The following is a 23,926-nucleotide window of genomic DNA, read 5'->3' on the forward strand; positions in this document are numbered from 1 at the left end:
TGCCCGTCACATTAGCTGACAGACAAGCTGAACTCATAGGTGTGAGGCGTAGATGTTTTAAATGTCTCACGCTTGAGTGCATCACCAAAATGATCTGCGGCTGCATCCATAAGGCCTTCTGCCAGTGCGTAAAGGTCTCTAGAGGAAAAATAACGTAACCGCATTGCCTTTTCGGTGCGTGATAGCACGGTAAACTGCGGTAAGTCGGCGTCAGGATAGAGCTTTTTCACCTGAACGTGAATATCGTCATCCAGCACCTCAAGTGCATCCAGTAAACATTCTCGCCCTGCCATGACCTGACCATGCGACTGGGCCAGCCGACCAAATAAATAGTACCCAAAGTCATGCTGCAACTCTTCCTGAGTTTTACCGGTTTTCTGTTCCAGTACAGTCAGTATTTTTACCAGTTCATCGTATGGGTATCGTCCAACCGCGGTATAGGCTCCCTGACTTTCCAGCCCTGCTTCTGTAATGACTTCATCGGCAAATTCAGGCGACACCTTTTCTTCGAGCATTTCGATAAGCGACGTAAACACTATACCTAACATCAGATTATACCCAGGCGGTTAATTATAAAATTGTAGTTCAGTGATGGCGGGACCACCACTGATAGTTAACAGACAGCGCCTATTCTGACTCTGTCACGTCGTCATTACTTTGTGCAGGTATGATTTGTATCTCGTCGACCCGCTGCAGTCCACGGGGGAGTTTATTACCCCGGCGGCCGCGCTCACCGCGGTAATGCTCTAAATCTGACGGACTGAGAGTCATATTGCGTTTACCGGCGTGTACCTTCACAGAGGCGCCATCAGGTACTACGGTAAGCACTTTTACAAACTCTTCGCGGCTTTGAGATTTGGCAGACGGAATATTGATAATTTTATTACCTTTTCCTTTACCCAGGCTGGGCAAATCTGTCAGCGGGAACAAGAGCATTCTGCCCTCATTGGATATAGCCATGCATAAATCCGTTTCAGGATTCGTGACAGTAACTGGAGTCAGAACCCTGGCCGCCTTGGGTAGGCTCAGGTACGCTTTACCGGCTTTATTCTTACTCACCATATCAGCAAACGTACCGACAAAACCGTAGCCAGCATCTGAAGCCATCAGGAATCGCTGCTCATCCGCGCCCATCAAAACGTGCGTGAACTGTTCACCACCGACGATATTAAAGCGCCCGGTTAACGGTTCTCCCTGACTTCTTGCTGAAGGCAGCGCATGTGCATCACAGGCAAAGGTACGGCCGGATGAATCCAGAAATACAGCGGGCTGGTTACTGCGCCCTTTCGCACTCGCCTGATAGGCATCACCCGCTTTGTAGTTGAGCCCCTCAACGTCCACATCGTGACCTTTGGCCGCACGCGCCCAGCCCTTTTCTGACAGTACTACCGTCACCGCTTCGCTGGGAATTAACTCTTTTTCAGAAAGCGCTTTTGCCTCTACCCGCTCAACCAGCGGCGAACGGCGATCGTCCCCGTAAGTTTCAGCGTCTGATAAAATTTCTTTTTTCACCAGGGTTTTCAGACGACGGTCAGAGCCCAGAATTAATTCCAGTTTATCCCGCTCTGCTTCTAGTTCAGACTGTTCACCCCGAATTTTCATTTCTTCAAGCTTGGCAAGATGACGAAGCTTGAGCTCCAGGATGGCTTCCGCTTGTTTGTCGGACAATGAGAAACGCTGGATCAGCTCAGGCTTAGGTTTGTCATAGGTGCGTATGATTTCAATAACTTCATCAATATTTAAGAACGCGACCAGCAAACCTTCAAGGATATGCAGGCGGGCCAGCACCTTTTCCAAACGGTAGCTCAAACGGCGGGTGACCGTATCTTTGCGATACTCAAGCCATTCAACCAGAATCGAGCGCAGATCTTTTACCTGTGGCCGGCCATCCAGGCCAATCATATTCAGGTTTACCCGGTAATTTTTTTCCAGATCCGTTGTGGCAAACAGATGCTGCATCAATTGCTGAACATCAACCCGGTTAGACCGCGGCGTAACGACCAGTCGCGTAGGGTTTTCGTGATCAGATTCATCGCGTAAATCGCTGACCATTGGCAGTTTTTTCGCCTGCATCTGCGCAGCAATCTGTTCCAGCACCTTGGCGCCTGAAGCCTGATGGGGCAATGCGGTGATGATGATATCGCCCGCTTCTTCGCGATAGACCGCGCGCATTTTAATGCTGCCACGGCCGGTTTCGTAAAGCTTGGTAATATCATCCCGTGGCGTGATAATTTCCGCTTCTGTAGGGTAATCCGGGCCCTGAACCAGCGTGAGGATTTCCTCCATGCTGGTTTTACTGTTATCAAGCAGCGCCGCACAGGCCTGGGCTAATTCGCGAACATTGTGCGGCGGGATATCCGTTGCCATCCCTACTGCAATACCACTTACACCATTTAATAAAATATGGGGCAATCGGGCAGGTAACACTTTCGGTTCATTGAGCGTACCGTCAAAATTGGGCATCCAGTCAACCGTACCCTGGCCCAACTCGTTAAGCAGTACCTCTGAAAAACGCGATAACCGGGCTTCGGTGTAACGCATCGCAGCAAATGATTTGGGATCATCCGGCGCCCCCCAGTTACCCTGACCATCCACAAGCGGGTAACGATAGGAAAATGACTGCGCCATCAGCACCATTGCTTCATAGCAGGCGGAGTCGCCATGGGGATGAAATTTACCCAGCACGTCACCGACGGTTCTGGCTGACTTTTTATACTTGGCGGCCGCGTTCAGCCCCAGGTCAGACATTGCGTAAATGATTCGGCGCTGAACCGGTTTCAGGCCATCGGCAATATTGGGAAGTGCCCTGTCCATGATGACGTACATGGAATAATTAAGGTAAGCATCTTCTGTAAAACGGCGTAACGGGAGTTGCTCGACCCCGTCCTGACTAATCGTGATCTGGTCGCTCATGGAATATATCGTTATTGTTTAATACCACTGCATCTAGCGTCATTGTGGGGCAAAGCCGGGGGTAACGCAACTGGCTGTGCAAAGCGTGTTTTAATTCACTACGCTTTGTGTGCTGTTCATCTTAATTTTGATATCCACCCTGAAGTGGTGTTTTAATAGGCTCTTTGATGTTTACTGATTCTGGCACAATGCGCGTTGCACCTTTTTTCTGGTTTTTCTTAACCCTTTTATCTGCGACTTTTTCAGCGCAGGCTCAAACTACCATTCAGCTGTTTGATGAAGATGCCAGTGTCGATCTGTCGGGTAACTATGCTATTTACAGCGAAGCCGATACGCCACTGACAATTGGCGAGATTCTGGAAAAGAAGAAAGAATTTCAGTGGTATACCGAAAACAATCCGAATTTTGGTTTTCGCGAAAACGGTTTGTGGTTGTCGAATCGAATCAGCAATGTCAGCAACCTGTCCAGCTGGGTGTTCAGCATCAACTTCAGTCAGTTAGATAAAGTCGATTTTTATCTGGTCGCTGATGGTGAGGTTATCCTGCAAAGTCATCAGGGCAAGTTGCAGTCTGAACAGCGCTTCAGGGTACCCACTCTGAGGGCTGACCTGCCGGTAGCCACACCGCTGGAACTATACATTCGGGTGCAGAGCCACTCCTCCAGCCTGATCGTTCCCCTCAGTGTTACTCCTGAACCCATTCATAGCGCCAGCTGGCAAATTGACAGCACCATGTGGGGGCTGTTTTACGGCGGCTTGTTTATTCTGGCTATCTACAACCTGGTCCTGTTTTTTCAGGTCAGAGAAGCCAGTCTGCTTGCCTACGTAGGTTATATTGTTGCGGTTATTGTGTGGCAGATTGTCTGGGGTGGCCATATTCAGGTTTTCACTGGCGGCCCTTCTCCCGTTTGGTTAGCCAGCCATACCGAGTTAATTTTTACTATCATTGGTATGAGTTCCGGCATTTTCTCTGTTCTGTTTCTCAATACGAAGAAGAATGCCTCTACCGCCCACCCTATTGTTATGGCATTGCTTGGGGCACAGGCGCTGGTTGCGCTTATATGCCTGCTGGGAGTGCTCCCCATAACCTGGAAACACAATCTGGTTTATGGGGTTGGACTGGCCGCTATTTGCAGCTACATCTACGCTGGCTTCGAAGCCTTTTTCAACCGGTTTGAACCTGCCCGCTATTTTATTTTCGCCTGGACGATGCTGGCAGCAGGCGCCGTGACCGGCATGCTGAGCCTGATAGGTCTTCTGCCTTCGAATCAGTTCACTACGTATTGTTTTCAGGTCGGTGTGTTTCTGGAGTCGGCATTGTTTTCCGTGGCGCTGATGGAAAAGAGCCGCAGTCAGCTGGAATCTGAAGTGCAACAGGCCACGGACGATCTTCGTAATAATATGGAGTTGATTGAGGAACAAAATGCGCGACTGGACATTGCCCGCAAAGACGCAATAAAGGCCAGTAACGTTAAGTCGCAATTCCTGGCAAATATGAGTCACGAAATTCGCACGCCTCTTAACGCAATTCTGGGCTTCAGCCGAGAGCTGGGCAACGCGACGCTGCCGGCCGACCAGCAAGAACAGGTACGTATTGTAAATACTGCTGCAGACAATCTGCTTAGCATTGTTAACGACGTACTGGATTTTTCAAAAATAGAAGCAGGTAAATTACAAATCAATAATCAGCCCTTTTCGCCTATCAAGGAACTGGAAGAGCTGGTGACTATAATGTCCAAGTCTGCGCACTCTAAAAGGCTGGAGTTTGTCTTTGATATGGACCCCCTGCCTGAAAAGCTGATAGGGGATTTGTTCAGAATAAAGCAGGTGCTGAATAATCTGCTCAGCAATGCGCTGAAATTTACCTCTAGCGGCTCGGTGGCGCTGCGGGTGAAGAATAAAGCGCTGGCGCACGGCCTGCAGGAAATCGAATTTATCGTTGAAGACACTGGCATCGGTATTAGCCGGGAAGGGCGTAAAAAGTTATTCAGCGCTTTTTCTCAGTTGGACGACTCCACCAACCGCAGTTATCAGGGAACCGGGTTAGGGCTGGTTATCTGTCGTGAACTGGTCCGGCTTATGCGCGGCAATATGAATTTGCGCAGTGAGCCTGGTCTGGGCAGTACCTTTACCATCACATTAAAAATGAACCGGCTCAGTCATAAGTACTCGATGGTGCCCAACAGTCGCTGGCAGGGCAAGCGCGTGGTGGTGTTTGACCCCATTCCGGAAACCCGCCGCGCAACGGCGGCCATGCTGCATAACCTCGGGGCGCGGGTCACCAGTGTTGAAAGCCTGACATTTCTTAAATCTCTCACATTTACTCCGGAATATCTGTTTGCAACTTTACCAGTTAGCAAGCTGGACTGCCGTGACGCGATGTTGGGGGAGCTGGTTCAGATTCCTGCACAGCAACGCGTACTATGGTACTCCGGCTCTGAGCCGTTTAATCAGTATCCCAGTCTGACCCAGTATTTTCATTCACAGATAAGAATGCCAGTGACGCTGACCAAACTGGAAGATTTGTTGCACCATAAAACCACCCAACATAAAAATCCGCTGCAATCGAAGCTGGACAGTCTGCCCAGGGCGCGTGTACTGGCGGTGGATGATATGGAAATGAACCTTAAATTATTACAAACCTGGTTACGGAGCAGCCCCCTTGAACTGACTATTTGTACCAGCGGCCTTGAGGCTGCCAACCGTTGTCAGTCTAACGAGTACGACATCATTTTGATGGATGTTCAGATGCCGGGTATGGATGGTTTGCAGGCCACCAAGCGTATTCGAAAAACAGCATTGAATATGGGCACCCCCATTATTGCTGTGACCGCTCACGCGTTTAAAGAAGAACAGGAGCGTCTGCTGGCTTCAGGCATGGACGACTATCTGCCCAAACCGATTGATCAGTCTAACCTGGTAGAGCTCATACGGCGCTGGTGTCAATCCAATGCGCAACCCTGTAACAGTAAACCCACACTGGACTGGAATCTGGCAGTAGAGCGCACCGAGCGCGACGATGCGACCGCCCGTGAACTACTTAGCGACTTCGTACGTCTGCTGCCTGATTCTATTGAAACCATCAAAGCCGGTTGGGAAGATTCTGACTTCCAGGCGATGCAAAAAGAAGTGCATCGATTACACGGGGCATGTTGTTACACCGGCGTGCCGAAACTTCAGCAGATTGCCAATGATTTGGAAAGCGCCCTGAAGCGCGATAAAAAAATGCTGGTAGCCGAACTGCTCCCCGTGTTTCTGGAAGAAGCCGAGGATGTTGATATTGAAGCGCAGGAATGGCTGAGCAAAGGCAGGCCCGCCAGTCGCTAAGGTTATGAGCCGGCGGAATCCCCCCGAGCCTGCTGACAATCACGCATCAGGTGAACAAAGTCAGTCGGCGATCGGTCCAGGTCTGAGGCTGAAACATAAATATCATAACCAAGGCGACCGCGAAGCTGGGTCATCCGGTTAGCCAGCATTGCTTTAATGCCGGTAAGCACCTCGCCAGACTCCAGCGTAAAGTGCTTGTCGTCGAACAACTCCTGGTTAAAACAGTCACCGGATGCGCAGTTTTTATCAAAGTTATGTAGCAGTAAAGGCCGCTGTTCCATCAACAGGTGCGTGGCCAACCGGGGTGATACCGTACTCAGAAAGGGCGCATACTGCTTCAGCCGAATACCTACCGCTTCAATATTGACATGATCCAGCCCCTGCCTCACCCGCGGGCAATCCACCCGCTGCACGTTGTCCCAGTCAATAATCCAGTTTCCGCGACGGTGATGATAAAGAATATGGTCAGGTGATATTTCAATGCTGTGGTCGGGCTCGCGCAGTTTAAACCATCCAACCAATAGCGTAACCAGCGACGCACTGGTAAAAAACACGCCGGCAAGAAACAGCCAATCAGGCGCAAACGTCAGCCAAAGCACCGATATTAACAGTGCGACCCCACCGATAAATAAGGTGGTAATTCCGTTACGTTTTGAGGTAGCCCTTATCAGAATAGGGCCGGTTTCATTCGAAGACATAAAAGTAGACTACCAACATTAAAATGGCCCACACGATATACAAACGCATCCGCCTGCATTTCTCACACTCAGTATGCCACAGACTGTTAATCCATGAGCGGGATTTGTTTTTCTTTTGCACCATTATGGCTACGTACGCTGGACTAAATACTAAAGTTTAGCGTGTCGTGGGGTTTGAAACAAAATGAAGTGAATGTAATTCAAGGCAACGTTATCGTCCGCGGCAATCCTCTACACATCGCCGACTTTTTGGTATTCTATCGGCGTTTTACGTTAATGATGAGACTCTCAATGACAGCGTTTACCGGTAACCATATTCTTTCGGTCGATCAATTTGACCGTGAGGCGATTGAGAAAGTGTTTGAGGTCGCTGCGACCATGCAGCCTTACGCCCGGCGTCAAAAGCGCACCACGGTACTAGATGGTGCAATTCTGGGTAACCTGTTCTTTGAACCGAGCACGCGAACCCGCGTCAGTTTTGGAACGGCGTTTAACCTGTTGGGTGGAGAAGTGCGTGAAACCACGGGAATGTCGAGCTCTGCACTGGCAAAAGGTGAGTCACTGTACGATACTGCGCGAGTATTAAGTGGGTATTCTGACATTATTGCCATGCGCCATCCCGCAGCCGGTTCGGTCGCTGAATTTGCTCAGGGTAGCCGCGTTCCGGTGATCAATGGCGGCGATGGTGCCAACGAGCACCCCACTCAGGCATTACTTGATTTATACACCATTCAGCGCGAGCGTGAGTATCAGGGTAAGGGTATTGATGGGCTGCATATCGCTATGATTGGTGACTTGCGCTATGGAAGAACAGTGCATTCATTATCCCGCTTACTCAGTCTGTTTAAGAACATTCGCTTTACCCTGATATCGCCTAAAGAGCTGGCGATGCCTTCACCCATCATAGATGCTATTGAAAATGCCGGTCACCAGCTGACAATAACCGAGCAGCTGGAAGGGAATATGGATGCGGATATCTGTTACCAGACACGTATTCAGGAAGAGCGTTTTCCCTCTCAGGATGAGGCCAATAAATATCGCGGCAAATTCCGGCTTAATCAGTCTATTTATACCCGTCACTTCCAGTCCAATACGGTGATTATGCATCCGCTTCCACGCGATTCACGCGCCGAAGCCAATGAGCTGGATAACGATCTGAACTTAAATCCGAACCTTGCCATATTCAGACAAACTGATAACGGTGTCCTGGTCAGAATGGCGCTGTTTGCCCTGACGCTGGGCATTGAAGATAAAGTCGCGCACTACGAGCGCGATGTGGTGTGGTTTAGCAACAAGAGTAGCGAATAATATGCAAAAATCTGAAGCCCTGTTTTCCCGCGCGCAAAAAACCATTCCCGGCGGCGTCAACTCGCCGGTCAGAGCGTTTAAGGCAGTGGGTGGAACACCACGCTTTATCACAAAAGCCGACGGCCCGTACATGTGGGATGCCGATGGCAAGCGATACATTGATTATGTTCTTTCATGGGGCCCGATGGTGCTGGGTCACAACAATGATAAAATTCGCGAAGCCGTTATTGAAGCTGCCGGTAGCGGATTAAGCTTTGGTGCACCTACAGAAGCTGAAATTCTGATGGCTGAAAAGGTCATCGAGATGGTGCCGTCAATGGAGATGGTGCGAATGGTCAATTCCGGCACCGAAGCGACCATGTCTTCGATTCGTATTGCCCGGGGCTACACGGGTCGTAATAAAATCGTTAAGTTCGAAGGCTGTTACCACGGCCATGCAGACTCGTTGTTAGTAAAAGCCGGATCTGGCGCGCTGACGATGGGCGTGCCCAGTTCTCCGGGTGTTCCAGCAGAGGTCGCTCAGCATACGCTCACGGTTGAATTCAATAACCTTGAAAGCGTAGAAGCTGTATTCAGAGAGCATGGCGATGATATCGCCTGCATCATTGTTGAACCGGTAGCCGGCAATATGAACTGTATTCCGCCGGTAGAGGGCTTTTTGGAAGGTCTGCGTGCTATTTGTGATCATCATGGTACGGTACTGATTTTTGATGAGGTTATGACTGGCTTCCGCGTATCCCGTGGCGGCGCACAGGAGCGTTACGGTGTTACACCGGATATCACCTGCCTGGGCAAAGTAATTGGCGGCGGTATGCCGGTAGGCGCGTTTGGTGGCAAGCGTGACATCATCACCCATGTATCACCCACCGGGCCGGTCTATCAGGCAGGTACGCTATCGGGAAATCCTGTGGCGATGGCGGCAGGTATTGCAGCCCTCTCACAGTTGCAGCAAGATGGCCTATACGAAGGCATTTATCGCAGTACAGAACAACTGGTTGAAGGCATGCAGGCACTGGCCGACAAACATGGGGTACCTATGACAACCAATCATGCGGGTAGCATGTTCGGTCTGTTTTTCACCGATGTTGAAAAAGTGGTAAATTACCAGCAAGCTATAAACTGTAATACTGAACAATTTAAACAGTTCTACCATGGTATGCTCAACGAGGGCGTTTATCTGGCCCCGGCCTCCTATGAGGCAGGCTTTGTCTCCAGCCAGCACGATAGCGCTGTGATCGAAGAAACACTGCATGCTGCTGATAAGGTGTTGGCAGCGTTATAACTTCGCAGTAAACCGAGAATGGATGTGACTAACGACACCCTGATGTTAATCATTGCAGTAACGATTCTGGCTATCTACGGTGTCGTTGTCACAGTATTATATTTGCGTCAATGCGATGCAGCGAGCACTAATGCTGAAGCGCAAACCGTCGGCCGCCAACGCCCGTTGGCAGCCAGTGAACAAGATAAGGAACGCCTGTTCGCCCAGCGTGCTGATGATGCGCTGAAGCTGACCAACACTTTTCAGAAGTTCATTCCCCGACAATTTGTTGATCATTTCGCCAAGCACGGCAAAACCGAGCTTGCACTGGGCTATGCCGATGAGGACGAGGTCGCCATTTTGTTTTGCGACATTCGCGGCTTTACCGGCCTATCGGAAAAAATGGTGCCACAGCAGCTTATGAGTTTTTTAAATTCTTATTTTCTGCGAATGAACGAACCTATTCATCAGAACCGCGGCTTTATCGATAAGTTTATCGGTGATGCCATTATGGCGTTGTTCGACCATCCCGGTGGCAGTGCCTCACAAAAGGCCACAGATGCCCTTAATGCAGCATTGGATTTGCGAAAGGCGCTGGCACTTTACAACGAGCACCGGAAAAAGAGTGGTTACGAGCCGGTAGATATAGGCATTGGCATCCATTTTGGCCCAGTTATTATCGGAACCGTGGGTTCAGAAGACAGGATGGATACCACAGTCATCGGCGATAGCGTTAACATTGCTTACAGGCTGGAAACGCTGTCTCCTATCTATCATGCCGATATCATTGTCAGCGCCACCACCCTGGATGTAATTGATAGTGAAAATGCTCGTACTACGCGACTCCTTGACTGGGTAAGAGTAAAGGGCCGGCAGGCACCTATCGAAATTTACGAAGTGTTAAATCATCTTCCGGATGAGCAGCAACAAGAGAAACTCGCCGCTGATGCCGCTATTCGTAAAGGTATTGAGATGCGCTGTAAACAGCAGTGGCAAGCGGCTATCGACTGTTTTGAACAAGCCCGGACGCTGAGCCCGAATGACAATCTGGCGTCTTTGCATATTGACGCTATCAATCAGCTACAGGAAACCCCGCTTGCCGGTGACTGGGACGGCGCAATCGTGGTAGAGACGACGCATCCCCGCTGATTATTGCACACCCAATTTTCTGATAAACGGCACTGAAGGCGCAAAATAGGCGCCGCCCGTCTGTGCGCTGGTAAAGTCCAGCCACCGGTCATAATCGCCCTCGCTGTTCCCATAAATCTGACTGTGTAGCATTGCTTTAAACGGTTGCGATGAAGCGGCACAGCTGACAAAGACCAGTCCTTGCTCATTCAGATCGCCATATGGCATTCCCTGTTTGACCAGTGACGGTAAATCGCTTTGCGGGTCATTAGTAGAAGCCCGGACACAATGTGAAGAATCGGACTGTTCAGCGCTGGGCAGATTATGCTCCTGCGTCAGCCCCATAACTTGCTCTTTCTGTCGTGCCGACAGCGTATTCCAGCGCCTTAAATCATGCCGGTACCGCTGAACATGCAGGTAGCTACCGCCAGCAAATTCAGGCGCTTCATCAGATACCACAGCCACTTCCCGACGCTTCATCCCCCGGGGATTATCGGCACCATAGATATAACCGTTTAAATCTCTGCCATCTAAATAGCGAAAGCCTCTGACCTGCTCCACCAGTTCAACATGCAGGTGCAACAGCCCCATTATTTCAATGCCAATAGCATGACAAATATCAAGCCGGTCGGCACGTATCTGAATAAACAGGTCTGTGGTGGTATCTGGCGCAGAACGGTCCTCGCACTGCATTTGCGGGAAAGGCGTGAGCGCTTCAGGAATAAGGCCGGGATAAAGCTCAGACCAATATCCTGCACCAACAGCCACAACACCGGTAACCATGGCTTCAAAGTGCTCATTTTCGTAATGCTCAAATATATCCAGGACCCGGGCCAGCTTTTCTCTGATTACGTCACTTTCGTCATCCACGACATTCAGCAACAAATACTGCGCATGCAGGTTTGGCTCGGCACATACCCCTTTTTGCGGTTGGCTCACGCGTTTTTCCTCGCCACCTTACAGGTGGTTGTTTTCGTTATAGTTTAAGTGTGGCTAATAGCCGGCCGCTTGTCCATCTTTACGGCTTTCCGAGGCGCCTGAATACACTTTTTTCTGATCGTCCCACCCGATAGCCTGATACCCGCCGTAGAGTCCCACTGCAGGCTGTATCGTGTGCCCCTTCTTCATAAGCTGACGCTGCGTTTTCATCGAAAATCCGGATTCGAGATGTACCTGCCCGCCATCGGTCATGCGCTCGCCAGTAGGGCTCGACGACCCTGTATGCACGATTCGGGATGCATCACCTGCTTCCTGCAGGTTCATACCAAAGTCAATCAGGTTCATCACAATTTGGGCGTGCATTTGTGGCTGCGTCGCGCCACCCATGACCCCAAAGCTAAGCCAGGGCTTGGAGTTACGTGTGACAAATGCCGGAATGATAGTATGAAATGGCCTTTTGCCCGGCGCATATTCATTAAAGTGACCGGACTGCAGCGTAAAGAGCTCGCCGCGGTTTTGCAGAATAAAACCCAGGCCTGGTGGTGTCATACCTGACCCCATGCCTCGATAGTTTGACTGTATAAGAGAGACCATATTGCCATTTTCATCGGCAACCGTAAGGTAAACGGTATCGCCATCATTGAGTCCGGCATCTACGCGATTTGCAGCCTCATCAGGGTTTATTTCCTGCTGGCGTTGTTTAGCGTAATCCTTGGAAATCAAGCGCTTTACCGGAATATCATTAAACGTCGGGTCAGCATAGAACTTTGCACGGTCGGCAAACGCCAGCTTTTTCGCCTCAACAAAGGTGTGTACATATTCTGCCGAGCCAAAACCCATTCCCTCAACATCATACTGCTCCATGATATTAAGAATTTGCAGGGCGGCGATGCCCTGCCCGTTTGGCGGAAGCTCCCAGACATCGTAACCGCGATAATTGGTCGACACCGGCTCTACCCACGTTGATGTGTGAGCCGCAAGGTCGTCGTATGTCAGATAGCCGCCCTGTTCTTTCATGTAGGCGGCGATGGTGCGGGCGATATCCCCTTTATAAAACGCATCTCGCCCACCCGTAGCGATTTTTTCGTATGTGGTAGCCAGCGCGGGGTTTTTGAATATGTCGCCCTTTTCCGGCGGCTTTCCACCAGGTAAGAATGTTTCAGCAAAGCCGTCATACTGGCCAATTCGCTTGGTGTTCACCTGCCAGTAGTAGGCGATAAGTTCGCTGACCGGAAATCCTTCTTTTGCGTAATTGATCGCTGGTGTCAGTATTTTCTGCATAGATAGCGATCCGAACTTATTGTGCAATTCGAACCACCCGTCTACCGCACCAGGTACCGAGACAGGCAGAGGGCCAAAAGACGGTATGTTAGTCAGCCCCTTCTGTGCAAAAATATCTTTCGTCAGCGATTGAGGAGAACGACCGGACGCGTTCAGTCCGTATAGCTGCTTTGACTCAGCGTCCCATACAATGGCAAACAAATCACCACCGACGCCGGAACCGGTGGGCTCCACCAGCCCCAATACCGCGTTTGCTGCGATTGCAGCATCAATCGCATTACCACCCTGCCTGAGAATGTCCAAAGCAGCCTGGGTCGCCAGTGGCTGACTGGTAGCGGCCATGCCGTGTTGCGCCAGCACCTCAGAGCGGCTTGCAAAGGGCTCGCCGGTTACCCTGTCGTAGGCATTAATTGGTAATGCAATTATCGCCAGAATACATATTACCCATCGCATGACGTCTCCTTTACTAAAATAGTGTTAATTAATCTCTGCTTGTCGCTTTTTCTGTCTGTAATATTTTCTCTAGGCTGACATGTTCAAATACTTACACCCTTTGATTAACTGCTCAAAAAAGCGCGATCGGATACAGAAAGTTATCTGCAGATTATAAATATTTTCACTAACCTGCTGAAACAGAATGCCATTTATAGTGAGTCTATGTTGTATCACAAATAACCATTAATGTTGCGTTTACTGGCATGAAAAACGCTTAAAGATAATGCACGGCAGATTACAACAACGTAATGGAATTGTTCTGTTCAGCGTTCGCAGGGATTAGCCAATAGACAGTCTGAGAGTAAGGAGGCGTTTTATGACACAATCATTTAGCGTAGTGACAATTGTAAAAGGCCGCACTCGTCAACTTCGGAATCTTATTAGAAGTCTCGAGCACTCTAATGTACTTCCTGCAGAGGTGGTAGTGGTCTGGATGGCATCCCCCTGTGAAGATTCTCTTATCACGAGTCAACATTTCCCCATTCATCACAAATTCGTAGCTCATGACACCTTGCCGATTCCTAAAGCCAGAAACAAAGGGTTTCTGGGGGCACACTACGATAAAGCTGTTTATCTGGACGTGGACTGTATCTGTTCGGCAGATATGCTTGAACATATCGTCCAGTCGGTTATACCCGGTCGGGTGGTTACAACCCAGATAAAGTACCTTGAAGTATTACCTGAGCATGTTGATTATAAAACATTGGCTAAAGACGCCATAGACTGTCCTTACACTCCTGAACAACCACTTAACCAGCCTATTTCTTTTCGCGCTTTTCATACAACCTCTTTTGCTCTTTATATCAATGACTTTGAGAACGTTGGGGGGTTTGATGAAAGCTATTGTGGTTTTGGTGTAGGGGATGTGGATTTTGCCGCACGGTGTGAAGCAAAAGGTATGCACCTGTTTATGCTCCCCGACAAAATTCTCAGGCAATTTCATCCAAGGGTGGATCCTCCTATCAATCACCTTTCTGACATTGTAAACAATGCAGAAATTTTTAAACGCAAATGGGGACAGTACCCTGTTAAACACTGGCTTACTGAGTTCGCTAAAGAAGGTTTTATTTATGAGGAGTATCCCACACGAGGTCTGCGGGTACGGCGCCTACCTACGCAGGATGAAATCCACGCGCACATGACCACCCGGCCTTATTAAAGGGTCTGTACTTACTTTTGGTAATCGCTTTTTTATTCAGAACAAATCAGTAAAAGCGATGAACAGGTTTGATTAAATAAATGTAAAAGTCTTGGGGTATCCGGTTTGGAGATGCTCCTTTTTCTATCTCAATAAAAAGGGAAAGTGAACGATGGCTGAATCCTTTAAATATAAAGGCAATAAGGGTAATGGAGGTGAACTTCACCAGCTTCCTGAATCCGATGACCAACGAATGACGACCGCGCAGGGTTGCCCTATTAGTGACAATCAGAATTCTCTTAAAGCAGGACAAAGAGGTCCGACTCTCTTAGAAGATCAGGTATTCCGGGAAAAAATGTTCTCGTTCGACCATGAGCGCATCCCAGAACGTGTTGTACACGCCCGCGGTTATGGTGCCCACGGTTACTTTGAGTCTTATGGAAATGCGTCTGAGTTTACCTGCGCAGACGTATTTCAGCGTAAAGGTGAAAAAACTCCGGTATTTACCCGTTTCTCAACAGTAGCGGGCAATAAAGGCTCACCCGACCTTGCTCGCGACGTTCGCGGATTTGCTGTCAAATTTTATACAAAAGAAGGTAACTGGGATTTAGTAGGAAATAATATTCCTGTTTTCTTCATTCAGGATGCTATGAAGTTTCCCGATCTGATTCACGCGGCCAAACAGGAGCCTGATCGAGGCTTCCCACAGGCTCAAACAGCGCACGATAACTTTTGGGATTTCGCCAGCTTATCGCCTGAGTCGGTCCATATGCTGATGTGGGCAATGTCAGATCGCGCAATTCCTCGTTCACTTCGCTTCATGGAAGGGTTCGGTGTTCACACCTTCAAATTTATCAATGCGAACGGCGATGAGAAATTTGTTAAGTTTCACTGGAAGCCTGTATCTGGTATGCAGTCTGTAGTGTGGAATGAAGCATTAAAGATAAACGGTGCCGATCCTGACTTCCATAGACGAGATCTGTGGGACAGTATTAATGCAGGCGATTTCCCCGAGTGGGAACTAGGAGTACAGGTATTTGACCAGGCATTTGCTGATAGTTTTGAGTTTGATGTGTTTGACGCAACGAAGATTATCCCGGAAGAACAAGTACCTGTGACCAAAATTGGTAAGATGGTACTTGACCGTGTGGTAGATAATTTCTTCGCCGAAACTGAGCAAGTAGCATTTTGTACCCAAAACATCGTACCAGGAATCGATTTCACACCTGATCCGCTACTTCAGGGCCGTAACTTTTCTTACTTAGATACTCAGACAAAACGACTTGGCGGACCTAATTTCACTCATATACCTATCAATGCACCACAGTGCCCTATGAGACACTTCCAGCAAGATGGTCATATGGCGATGACTAACCCTAAGGGCAGAGTGAATTATGAGCCGAATTCCTGGGAACGAGACGAGAACAACCCTCGCGCGTGCCCCGCTCACGGCTTTAAGAGTTCTTCTCAACCTATGGAAGGAGACAAGCTTCGTTATCGTTCTGAAACCTTTGCAGATCATTACAGTCAGGCTCTGCAGTTTTACAACAGCCAGACAGACGTAGAAAAAATGCATATTCAAAATGCTTTTGTCTTCGAGCTATCAAAGGTTGAAAAACTGGCTATCAGAGAACGCGTGGTGTCTCACTTGCTTAATGTGGACGAAGAGCTTGCTAATGCTGTTGCCAAAGGTCTTGGTCTGACTGAGATGCCAGAAAAGGCAGAAGCTGCGATGGCGACTCGTACTGACCTTAAAACATCAGATGCGCTGAGTATTCTGAAAAACGGCCCGAGCTCATTCGCTGGACGTAAGCTTGGAATCTTCTGTTGTGATAATACACAGGAAAAGCACGTTAGTACGTTAACTGATGCGCTTAAAACAGAAGGTGCGATGCACGAAATTGTGGCGCCTACCATCAATGGTATAACGCTTTCTGATGGCACCACGATGGAAGGCGACCAGAAAATTGATGGTGGTCCATCTGTACTTTATGATGCCGTAGCCGTGCTTTTATCAGACGACCAGGTTGAAAACATTTGCAAAATTCCTGAAGCAAAAGATTTTGTTATGGATGCGTTTGCACACAAGAAGTTTATCATCTACAACAAAGCTGCAATGAAGTTGTTTGATGAGCTGAATCTAACCGCTAAAATGGATGATGGTTTTATCGATATTGAAGCCAAAGATGGCGATAAAGCTGTGGAAATGCTACGCAATATTCGTTTCTGGCAACGATAGCTCTTACTTGCGTGCTCTGTTTAAGAGCACGCTTCTTTCACTTCAGAAGCATTATTTTCCCCACAAACTCAGCCCCCTTCCTTTATTGCAACCAAATGAGAATAAAAAAGCCCCGCAAAGCGAGGCTAATAGGAAAGACCCGGGCTTATAAAAATTATTGTTTCGCCCGGTTAGTTAACTGCGTGTTATTTACGGCTACCTACAAAGTCAGGATAGGCTTCCAAGCCGCATTCGCTGGCGTCAACGCCATCAAACTCTTCTTCAGGCGACACCCGGATGCCCATTACGGCCTTGATAATTAACCATGCAATAAGGCTGGTAACAAATACCCAGATGAAAATAGTCAGTGCACCCAGTAGCTGGCCACCCAGGCTGGCGCCGTCATTGGTTAATGGCACCAGTACAAGGCCAAGCAAACCTACAACGCCATGCACAGATATTGCACCTACCGGATCGTCTATCTTCATCTTATCCAGCGTAACAATACTAAAGACCACCAGCAGGCCGCCAATCGCACCAAAAATTGTCGCCATCAGAGGTGTTGGTGTAGAAGGCTCGGCTGTAATCGCAACCAGGCCGGCCAATGCACCGTTCAGCGCCATAGTAAGATCCGCTTTACCAAACATGACCCGTGCCAACAACAAGGCGCCAATAGTTCCGCCAGCCGCTGCTGCATTTGTATTCATAAATACCACTGCCACTGAGTTAGCGCTTTCTACTGTAGCTGTGGCAAGTACAGAACCACCGTTGAAACCGAACCAGCCCATCCAAAGAATGAATGTACCTAGTGTTGCCAGCGGCAGGTTAGCACCAGGGATCGCATTGATTTTGCCATCTACGGTGTATTTGCCTTTACGGGGGCCAAGAATCAGAACGCCTGCCAGTGCGGCAGCTGCACCAGCCATATGTACAATGCCTGAGCCTGCAAAGTCAGAAAAACCGTTATCGCCAAGGCTGTATAGGCCGAAGACCGACTCGCCGCCCCACGTCCAGGCACCTTCCATCGGATAAATGAAACCTGTCATTACCACAGAAAATGTTAAGAACGCCCATAGTTTCATACGCTCAGCGACCGCGCCTGAAACAATTGACATTGCGGTTGCAACAAAAACAACCTGGAAGAAAAAGTCAGCCGATGGTGCATAGGTTGCCGCATCGCCCTCAACATCGGTGGCGCCATCGCCCATAATGCCGCTTAAAAACCAGCTGAAGTCATCGCCACCGTACATAATGCCGTAGCCGCAAACCATATACATGGTACAGGCAATAGCAAACAGTGAAATATTTTTGGTAAGGATCTCAGTAGTGTTTTTTGCCCGAACCAGACCGGCCTCAAGCATGGCAAACCCGGCAGCCATCCACATGACCAGCGCACCACAGATTAAGAAATAAAAGGTATCTAACGCATACCCAAGCTCAAAGGTGATTTCCATTATACTCTCTCCGCAATTTTTATAGTGGCTTACAACGCGTCAACATCTGACTCGCCGGTCCGTATCCGAACGGCTTGCTCGAGATTGTAAACAAAGACTTTACCGTCACCGATTTTGCCGGTTTTCGCTGCATCGACGATTACTTCAACAAGACGATCAACCTGATCATCCATCACGGCGATTTCCAGTTTAACTTTGGGCAGAAAATCCACCTGGTATTCCGCGCCCCGATACAGTTCGGTGTGTCCTTTTTGACGCCCGAAACCTTTTACTTCGGTCACGGTCAAACCTTCAATGCCGATTTCCGAGATGGCTTCGCGAACATCATCAAGCTTGAATGGCTTGATTATCGCTGTGACTAGTTTCATGTGCAGCTCCAATTTTCGATGAGGATGTTATTGCACGTTGCGTGCGTTTTACTGCAACAATACAAAAGCCAAGCCATAAATTATTATTCATATAAATCAGCTATTTATTCATACAGCAGAGGTATAACAGACATTTTTCTGCACAATTGTGGTGCATGACTATCTTCATGCGTTATTTTTGTGCACCCATCGCGGGTTCGCGATGCTGCGAGTGTGGATTGCTCTAAAGGGAACTAAAAAAACATATGGAAATTCAGTGGGACCGTATCGATATCCCTCAGGATAAGGGTGATAGAGACGCAAACAGTCACTTTTGGCTGACAACAAATTATCGCCTGTTTACTTTTGCTGTGGCCATTGCGCTTCATGGCATTCTTATCATAAGTGCTGCCCTGTTTGTCACTGTTCCGGCCAGCGACAAAAAACAGCCTGTCCCTCGACCAGTGCAAGCCCGACTTGTAGTGGCACCACCTGTTGTTTCGGATAGCATGCAGCCAGAGCCGACTGGAGCAGAGCAGAAGACAACTTCCGAGACGGACGCGCCGGATAAAAATACGCCGCAAACAGACAAGCCCCCAGTCGAACCTACTGTAAAGCCAGCTGAAAAAGCGCCCTCGACGAATACGGCTTCATCGGCAGAACCGCCCCCGGTTTCCGCCACACAATCTGTTAGCACAAACAATGTTAAAAAATCTGCGGCATCTGTTAGCTCTGCAGCAGCGCTGAATAATTATTTTTCCCGACATAATGAATTACAGATATCCGAGCTGGGAAAGACCGATTCCCGGGAAGCCCGTCACAGACAACGCCACCCTTCGCTGATAGATCCCCGAAAGGGAGAGCCCAGACAGGATGAATCTACGCCGAAAGTCAGACGGTTGCGGTGTGACAGAATAGCCGGCGAAGTAGTCGCTACACTTAGCAGTATTGCCGGAGGCACACTACGCTGTTCTTCAGAGGCTCAGCTTGCACCTCACATTAATAAGCGACTGGAAGAGGCGGGAGCAACACGCTGATTATTGTACATTATTTACAGTTATCGCCGTTATCCCGAGCTTTGCAGTAACGATAAGTTCCTGGTCCGTGCCCACCAACCCTATTACAAAGATCTGCACCGAATGTGATCGCTAAACATCCGGCACCGATATAGTTATAACCGGTTTTCGAACGTCTATTGTCAACTTACCAGAGTCGGCGATATGCTAAGTAAAATAGTTTATTAAGGAACGCTATTGGCTGCTGCAAATTTACTGGCTCTCATTGATGATATTGCAACGCTGCTTGACGATGTCTCTGTCATGTCTAAAGTGGCGGCGAAAAAAACGGCGGGCGTGCTGGGTGACGATCTTGCCCTGAATGCTGATCAGGTTCGTGGTGTGAAGCCGGAGCGTGAACTACCGGTGGTCTGGGCGGTTGCTAAAGGCTCCCTGCTTAATAAAGTAATACTGGTTCCCGCTGCACTTCTCATCAGCGCCTTCGTACCTGTGCTGATTACTATTTTGCTGGTCATTGGCGGCCTGTATCTATGCTTTGAAGGTGCTGAGAAGGTCTTGCACCGATTCTTTCCTCACCACGATGCCGAAGAGCGAGATGCACGTCTTGCCCAGCTTGCCGATGCCAATGTTGATTTGGTGGAGATGGAGAAAGAAAAAATAAAAGGTGCTATTCGTACTGACTTCATTCTCTCTGCCGAAATTATCGTCATCGCACTTGGCAGTATCGCCGGCGCAGATTTTATTACGCAGGTAGGGGTACTGGTTGCGCTAAGTCTGGCAATCACAGTTGGCGTTTATGGCCTGGTAGCTGCCATCGTAAAAATGGACGACTTAGGCTTGTACCTGTTGCGCAAGTCGCTAACTGGTAATTTTAATCGCTTTCAGAAAATTACCGGCAGGGGCTTACTGATTACCGCGCCGATGCTGATGAAATTTCTGGCCATTGTCGGCACGATTGCAATGTTTTTGGTCGGTGGCGGTATCCTTACTCACAATATTGGTGTTATCCACCATGCTGCTGAAGTAGTAATCAACGCTGTGCCGCTTCCCGACTTATTAGTAAGTATAGTTGTAGACGGTATCGCTGGCTTTATCGCAGGTGCTCTGGTCGTCGCGCTGGTATTTGTTGTAAACCGGTTCAGGAAATAGTTTCTGGCATTACGCCCCTGTCAGATTGAATATCAGGGCCTGCCGCGCACTTATTCTTTTCTTTTTTCAAACACAACTCGGCCAGTGATACCTGGTCGTGTTGCTTTCCTTTGCAAGAATATCCGGCAATAAATTCTGCTTGGTGTAATTGACCACTACGTTGTGAAAACCGCAACATTTTAGCCATCTCTTTTTAAGCCTACATCTTCTTTACGCCAGGAAATAAAAATAAATCAATGCAATCAATAAGTTAAAATTTATTTTTTCTTTGGCACAACTATCGCTATAGCTATTACGACTTATCAATAACCGGCTGCCAGACGTGCCGAGCAGTGTTAAACATGAATTAAGGAATGAAGATGAAAACTGTTTTTAAAATCAGCTGTATGGTCGCTGTTGCAATGGGTGTTGGTAGTGCACAGGCTTGTGAAAAAAATACGATTGAACTGGAAGCTGAGCAGATGATTGCAGCTAGTGCGCAGGAAACCAAAACGGAAATTCGCCATGCCATTAGTCAGGATCTCAGCCAGGAATGGTTACTTGCTCCGGCACCTGTACAACGTAAAGAAGTCTTAACTGCAAAAACGAATGCCGCCAGCGATAACGGCGACGATGACGCCTGAGTGAGTTTGTCATGATTATCAGTCACACTGCCGTATTTTTTGCTGCGATGGCACCACTTGCAGCTTATATCGCAAGCGCCGTCATATTTTCTGGTTTACGTAAGCTGCTCGCGCACTTTTAAACACATTTACCCTGGATGATCCTCCCGCTTTCGGATCCCCCTGATGGAAATAAAGTTGAGTATTTCAGCCTTGCCTGTTTGCTTCAATGCTTCCCAACCTGGTTTTCCATCAGGGCTTTTTTTTAGAACCAGCGTTCCCACCAACTCTTTTCATCCTCCTCGTCTGACTGGCTATCCACCGGTTTACCCGCACAGTCTTTTGCTGGCGGCGGTAACACATCCAGAATCGCCGGCACGCTGAGTGAATAAGGGCAACCAGGCACGGTTACTTCGCCGGTAGATGCATTAAAGTGCGCAATACCCAGTCCATCAGGAAAACGTCGTGACAGTGACTTAGGGCTTTGCAGACGCTGGTAGTTGATAAACACCGGCAATGCGCCACTGGCACCAGTCAGGTTGATTGTTTGGTTGTCGTCGTTGCCGACCCAGACAGTGCTAACATTATTGCGGTCAAAACCACTAAACCAGGCATCACGATAGTCATCAGTCGTTCCGGTTTTTCCTGCCATATTGATGTTGGGAAATACCGTACCAAGACGCTTTGCTGTGCCTTCGCGGGTTACCTTAAATAATCCATAGTTAAGCAAATATGTGGCTGCCTCATCAGCCCGCTGAGAATAAAAGTCAGCGTGCTTCCATAACAAATTGTTTTTCGCTGACATGACCGCCGTGACCGTGTGCAGTGGTACATAGCGCCCATTATTAGAAATGGTCTGATACATCTGGTTGGTTTGCATCGGCGTCATACTCAGTGCCCCTAGTGTCATCGCCGGTACTTCCTTAACGCGCGTTTCCACGCCCAACCGTTTGACTGTGTTAGCGACCTTATCCAGACCCAGTTTCATCCCCAGGTTAACCGTTGGGACATTCAGTGACTCTACCAGCCCGGTGATAAGCGGTACACTGTCTCTGAATTCCTTGTCATAATTGCGCGGCGACCATAGTTCGCCATCGGTACTTTTAAGTGTGATGGGCTTATCATCCAAAGGCGTTGCAAGATTATACTCGGTAGGATCTTCCAGCGCGGTCAGATACACCGCCGGTTTTACCAGTGAACCGATTTGTCGTTTAGCATCAAGCGCGCGATTAAAACCGCTGTAACCGGCATCCTTCGAACCCACAATGGCGCGGACGCCGCCAGTTTTAATATCTGAAACCACCATGGCGCCCTCAAGCTTGGCCTTTCGGTTCTTCTGCAAACTGGATAGCGTGGAAGTCAGTGCTTTTTCAGCTCTGCGTTGTGCGTAGATATCTAATGTTGTAAATACCTTTACACCAGAGTCGCGCAAACTGGGATCCGCCAGAATATCTTTAAGCTCAGCACGCACCCGCTGCATATATGCAGGGTGTTTACCACTGGCAAGGCTAGCTCCGGAAGCCAGACCTAATGGCGCATTGAGATATTGCTCATAGTTTTTGGCTGTTATTTCATTAGCTTCAAATAACAGACGCAAAATAAGATTTCGGCGTTCTGTCACACGCTCCGGATACCGTCGCGGGTTGTAGTAAGACGGCCCTTTAATCATTGCCACCAGCGTGGCGATCTCGGGTACATTCAGCTCTGTCGCTGGCCGGTCGAAAAAGTAATAACTGGCCAAACCGAAACCATGAATCGCCATATCGCCATCCTGCGCCAGAAATACCTCGTTCATATATGCCTGCAGGATTTCTGTTTTGCTGTAACGGGCATCAATAATGACCGCCATCATGGCTTCTTTAGCTTTTCGAATAAGAGACTTTTCGCGAGTCAGATAAAGATTCTTAACCAGCTGCTGGGTTAAAGTACTGCCGCCCTGAACCGTTCTGCCAGCCTTCAGATTGGCAATTAGCGCTCTTAAAATCGATAAAGGCGCCACGCCGTGATGGTCATAAAAATCCCGGTCTTCTACCAGTGTCAGCGTTTTAGGCAGCATTTCCGGAACAGAGTCGAGGGTCACCAACATACGATCCTCGCGGGAACTGCTGACCAGTCGGGTTACCAGCCACGGTTCCAGCCTGATGCTGTTTATCTGTCGGCTTGCGCTGCTATCGGTTATTGAGGCGATGCGATTACCCTCCCAGGTAACCGAAATTTTACGCAATGGTTCAGGTCCATTGGCAAACTCAAACGCCCGTCGCATGACAATCAGCTTACGATTCCAGTAAGTATATTCACCGCTACTGTCAGGGCGGGTAACTTTGCGATACCCAAGTAATTCCAGCTCATCCAGCACTTCCTGTGGCGTAATTTCCAGGCGTTCGCTAAGTGTCAGCGGACGCGCGAATATCTGCGCAGGAACTTCCCATTTATTGCCTGAAAAGGTGTGTTTGATTTGCGCGTCTAGATAAATCGTGTATCCGACAACCACGATGATTGCAACGAGTATCAGCTTGAAGAAAAAGCCGGATAAACCTTTACGATTTTTTTTCGCTTTAGTTTGTTTTTTAGCCACTTATCATGCCATGATGAGAAAACACTGCGTGAATTCTGCGTGTTTCACTCCGCAATTTCCAGTGTATTGGCTGTCAGA

Annotated in this window: 17 protein-coding genes; 9 read left to right on the forward strand and 8 right to left on the reverse strand. The window is 48.7% G+C overall.

Annotated features, from left to right (window positions below; genetic code table 11):
• Positions 1 to 11 precede the first annotated feature (11 nt).
• Both FBQ74_RS15690 and parC read right to left on the reverse strand, forming a co-directional pair.
• A complete protein-coding gene (locus FBQ74_RS15690; protein ID WP_139757556.1) occupies positions 12 to 548 on the reverse strand; it encodes a heme NO-binding domain-containing protein in 537 nt (178 codons plus the stop codon).
• Between the two features lie 79 nt (positions 549 to 627).
• Complete coding sequence (gene parC, locus FBQ74_RS15695; protein WP_139757557.1) at positions 628 to 2,913, reverse strand: DNA topoisomerase IV subunit A; 2,286 nt, start codon at positions 2,911 to 2,913, stop codon at positions 628 to 630.
• Between the two features lie 167 nt (positions 2,914 to 3,080).
• Between parC and FBQ74_RS15700 the strand changes: the two genes are divergently transcribed.
• On the forward strand, positions 3,081 to 6,239 hold the full coding sequence (locus FBQ74_RS15700) for a hybrid sensor histidine kinase/response regulator (protein ID WP_232371937.1): 3,159 nt from the start codon (positions 3,081 to 3,083) through the stop codon (positions 6,237 to 6,239).
• Between the two features lie 2 nt (positions 6,240 to 6,241).
• Here the strand turns inward: FBQ74_RS15700 and FBQ74_RS15705 are convergent, their stop codons facing one another.
• Positions 6,242 to 6,937, reverse strand: coding sequence for a DUF2982 domain-containing protein (locus FBQ74_RS15705; protein ID WP_139757558.1), 696 nt, complete (start codon positions 6,935 to 6,937; stop codon positions 6,242 to 6,244).
• A gap of 291 nt (positions 6,938 to 7,228) precedes the next feature.
• On the opposite strand from FBQ74_RS15705, the gene FBQ74_RS15710 reads away from it, so the two are divergent.
• Genes FBQ74_RS15710 through FBQ74_RS15720 form a run of 3 tightly spaced genes read left to right on the forward strand, consistent with a single transcriptional unit; the run spans position 7,229 to position 10,655 of the window.
• Positions 7,229 to 8,245, forward strand: a complete 1,017-nt coding sequence (locus FBQ74_RS15710) for an aspartate carbamoyltransferase (protein WP_139757559.1) — start codon at positions 7,229 to 7,231, stop codon at positions 8,243 to 8,245.
• A 1-nt stretch (position 8,246) separates the two neighbouring features.
• Complete coding sequence (hemL, locus tag FBQ74_RS15715) at positions 8,247 to 9,527, forward strand: glutamate-1-semialdehyde 2,1-aminomutase (protein WP_139757560.1); 1,281 nt, start codon at positions 8,247 to 8,249, stop codon at positions 9,525 to 9,527.
• An 18-nt stretch (positions 9,528 to 9,545) separates the two neighbouring features.
• Positions 9,546 to 10,655, forward strand: a complete 1,110-nt coding sequence (locus FBQ74_RS15720; protein WP_139757561.1) for an adenylate/guanylate cyclase domain-containing protein — start codon at positions 9,546 to 9,548, stop codon at positions 10,653 to 10,655.
• On the opposite strand, the gene FBQ74_RS15725 is transcribed toward FBQ74_RS15720, so the two are convergent.
• Positions 10,656 to 11,573, reverse strand: coding sequence for a Dyp-type peroxidase (locus tag FBQ74_RS15725; protein WP_139757562.1), 918 nt, complete (start codon positions 11,571 to 11,573; stop codon positions 10,656 to 10,658). It abuts the gene before it with no gap.
• Positions 11,574 to 11,627: 54 nt separating this feature from the next.
• Positions 11,628 to 13,307, reverse strand: a complete 1,680-nt coding sequence (ggt, locus tag FBQ74_RS15730) for a gamma-glutamyltransferase (protein ID WP_139757563.1) — start codon at positions 13,305 to 13,307, stop codon at positions 11,628 to 11,630.
• Positions 13,308 to 13,665: 358 nt separating this feature from the next.
• On the opposite strand from ggt, the gene FBQ74_RS15735 reads away from it, so the two are divergent.
• Positions 13,666 to 14,508: a glycosyltransferase family 2 protein gene (locus FBQ74_RS15735; protein WP_139757564.1), complete on the forward strand. Its 843-nt coding sequence runs from the start codon at positions 13,666 to 13,668 to the stop codon at positions 14,506 to 14,508.
• A 151-nt stretch (positions 14,509 to 14,659) separates the two neighbouring features.
• Entirely contained in the window at positions 14,660 to 16,726 is a 2,067-nt protein-coding gene (locus tag FBQ74_RS15740) for a catalase (RefSeq protein WP_139757565.1), read from the forward strand.
• A 185-nt stretch (positions 16,727 to 16,911) separates the two neighbouring features.
• Here the strand turns inward: FBQ74_RS15740 and FBQ74_RS15745 are convergent, their stop codons facing one another.
• Positions 16,912 to 18,159 carry an ammonium transporter gene (locus tag FBQ74_RS15745; RefSeq protein WP_139757566.1) on the reverse strand — a complete coding sequence of 416 codons (1,248 nt, stop codon included), beginning with the start codon at positions 18,157 to 18,159 and terminating at the stop codon, positions 16,912 to 16,914.
• Between the two features lie 29 nt (positions 18,160 to 18,188).
• Positions 18,189 to 18,527 (reverse strand): P-II family nitrogen regulator, encoded by a 339-nt coding sequence (gene glnK / locus FBQ74_RS15750; protein WP_139757567.1) that lies wholly within the window; start codon positions 18,525 to 18,527, stop codon positions 18,189 to 18,191.
• A gap of 245 nt (positions 18,528 to 18,772) precedes the next feature.
• Between glnK and FBQ74_RS15755 the strand changes: the two genes are divergently transcribed.
• The 3 genes from FBQ74_RS15755 to FBQ74_RS15765 all read left to right on the forward strand — a co-directional run bounded on the left by FBQ74_RS15755 (position 18,773) and on the right by FBQ74_RS15765 (position 21,294).
• Positions 18,773 to 19,543 (forward strand): hypothetical protein, encoded by a 771-nt coding sequence (locus FBQ74_RS15755; protein ID WP_139757568.1) that lies wholly within the window; start codon positions 18,773 to 18,775, stop codon positions 19,541 to 19,543.
• Between the two features lie 216 nt (positions 19,544 to 19,759).
• Positions 19,760 to 20,671: a DUF808 domain-containing protein gene (locus FBQ74_RS15760; RefSeq protein ID WP_139757569.1), complete on the forward strand. Its 912-nt coding sequence runs from the start codon at positions 19,760 to 19,762 to the stop codon at positions 20,669 to 20,671.
• 359 nt (positions 20,672 to 21,030) lie between these two features.
• Positions 21,031 to 21,294 carry a hypothetical protein gene (locus tag FBQ74_RS15765; RefSeq protein WP_139757570.1) on the forward strand — a complete coding sequence of 88 codons (264 nt, stop codon included), beginning with the start codon at positions 21,031 to 21,033 and terminating at the stop codon, positions 21,292 to 21,294.
• Between the two features lie 244 nt (positions 21,295 to 21,538).
• On the opposite strand, the gene mrcB is transcribed toward FBQ74_RS15765, so the two are convergent.
• A complete protein-coding gene (gene mrcB, locus FBQ74_RS15770) occupies positions 21,539 to 23,848 on the reverse strand; it encodes a penicillin-binding protein 1B (RefSeq protein WP_139757571.1) in 2,310 nt (769 codons plus the stop codon).
• Positions 23,849 to 23,926: the final 78 nt, after the last annotated feature.

The organism is Salinimonas iocasae (genome assembly GCF_006228385.1).
Classification (GTDB): domain Bacteria; phylum Pseudomonadota; class Gammaproteobacteria; order Enterobacterales; family Alteromonadaceae; genus Alteromonas; species Alteromonas iocasae.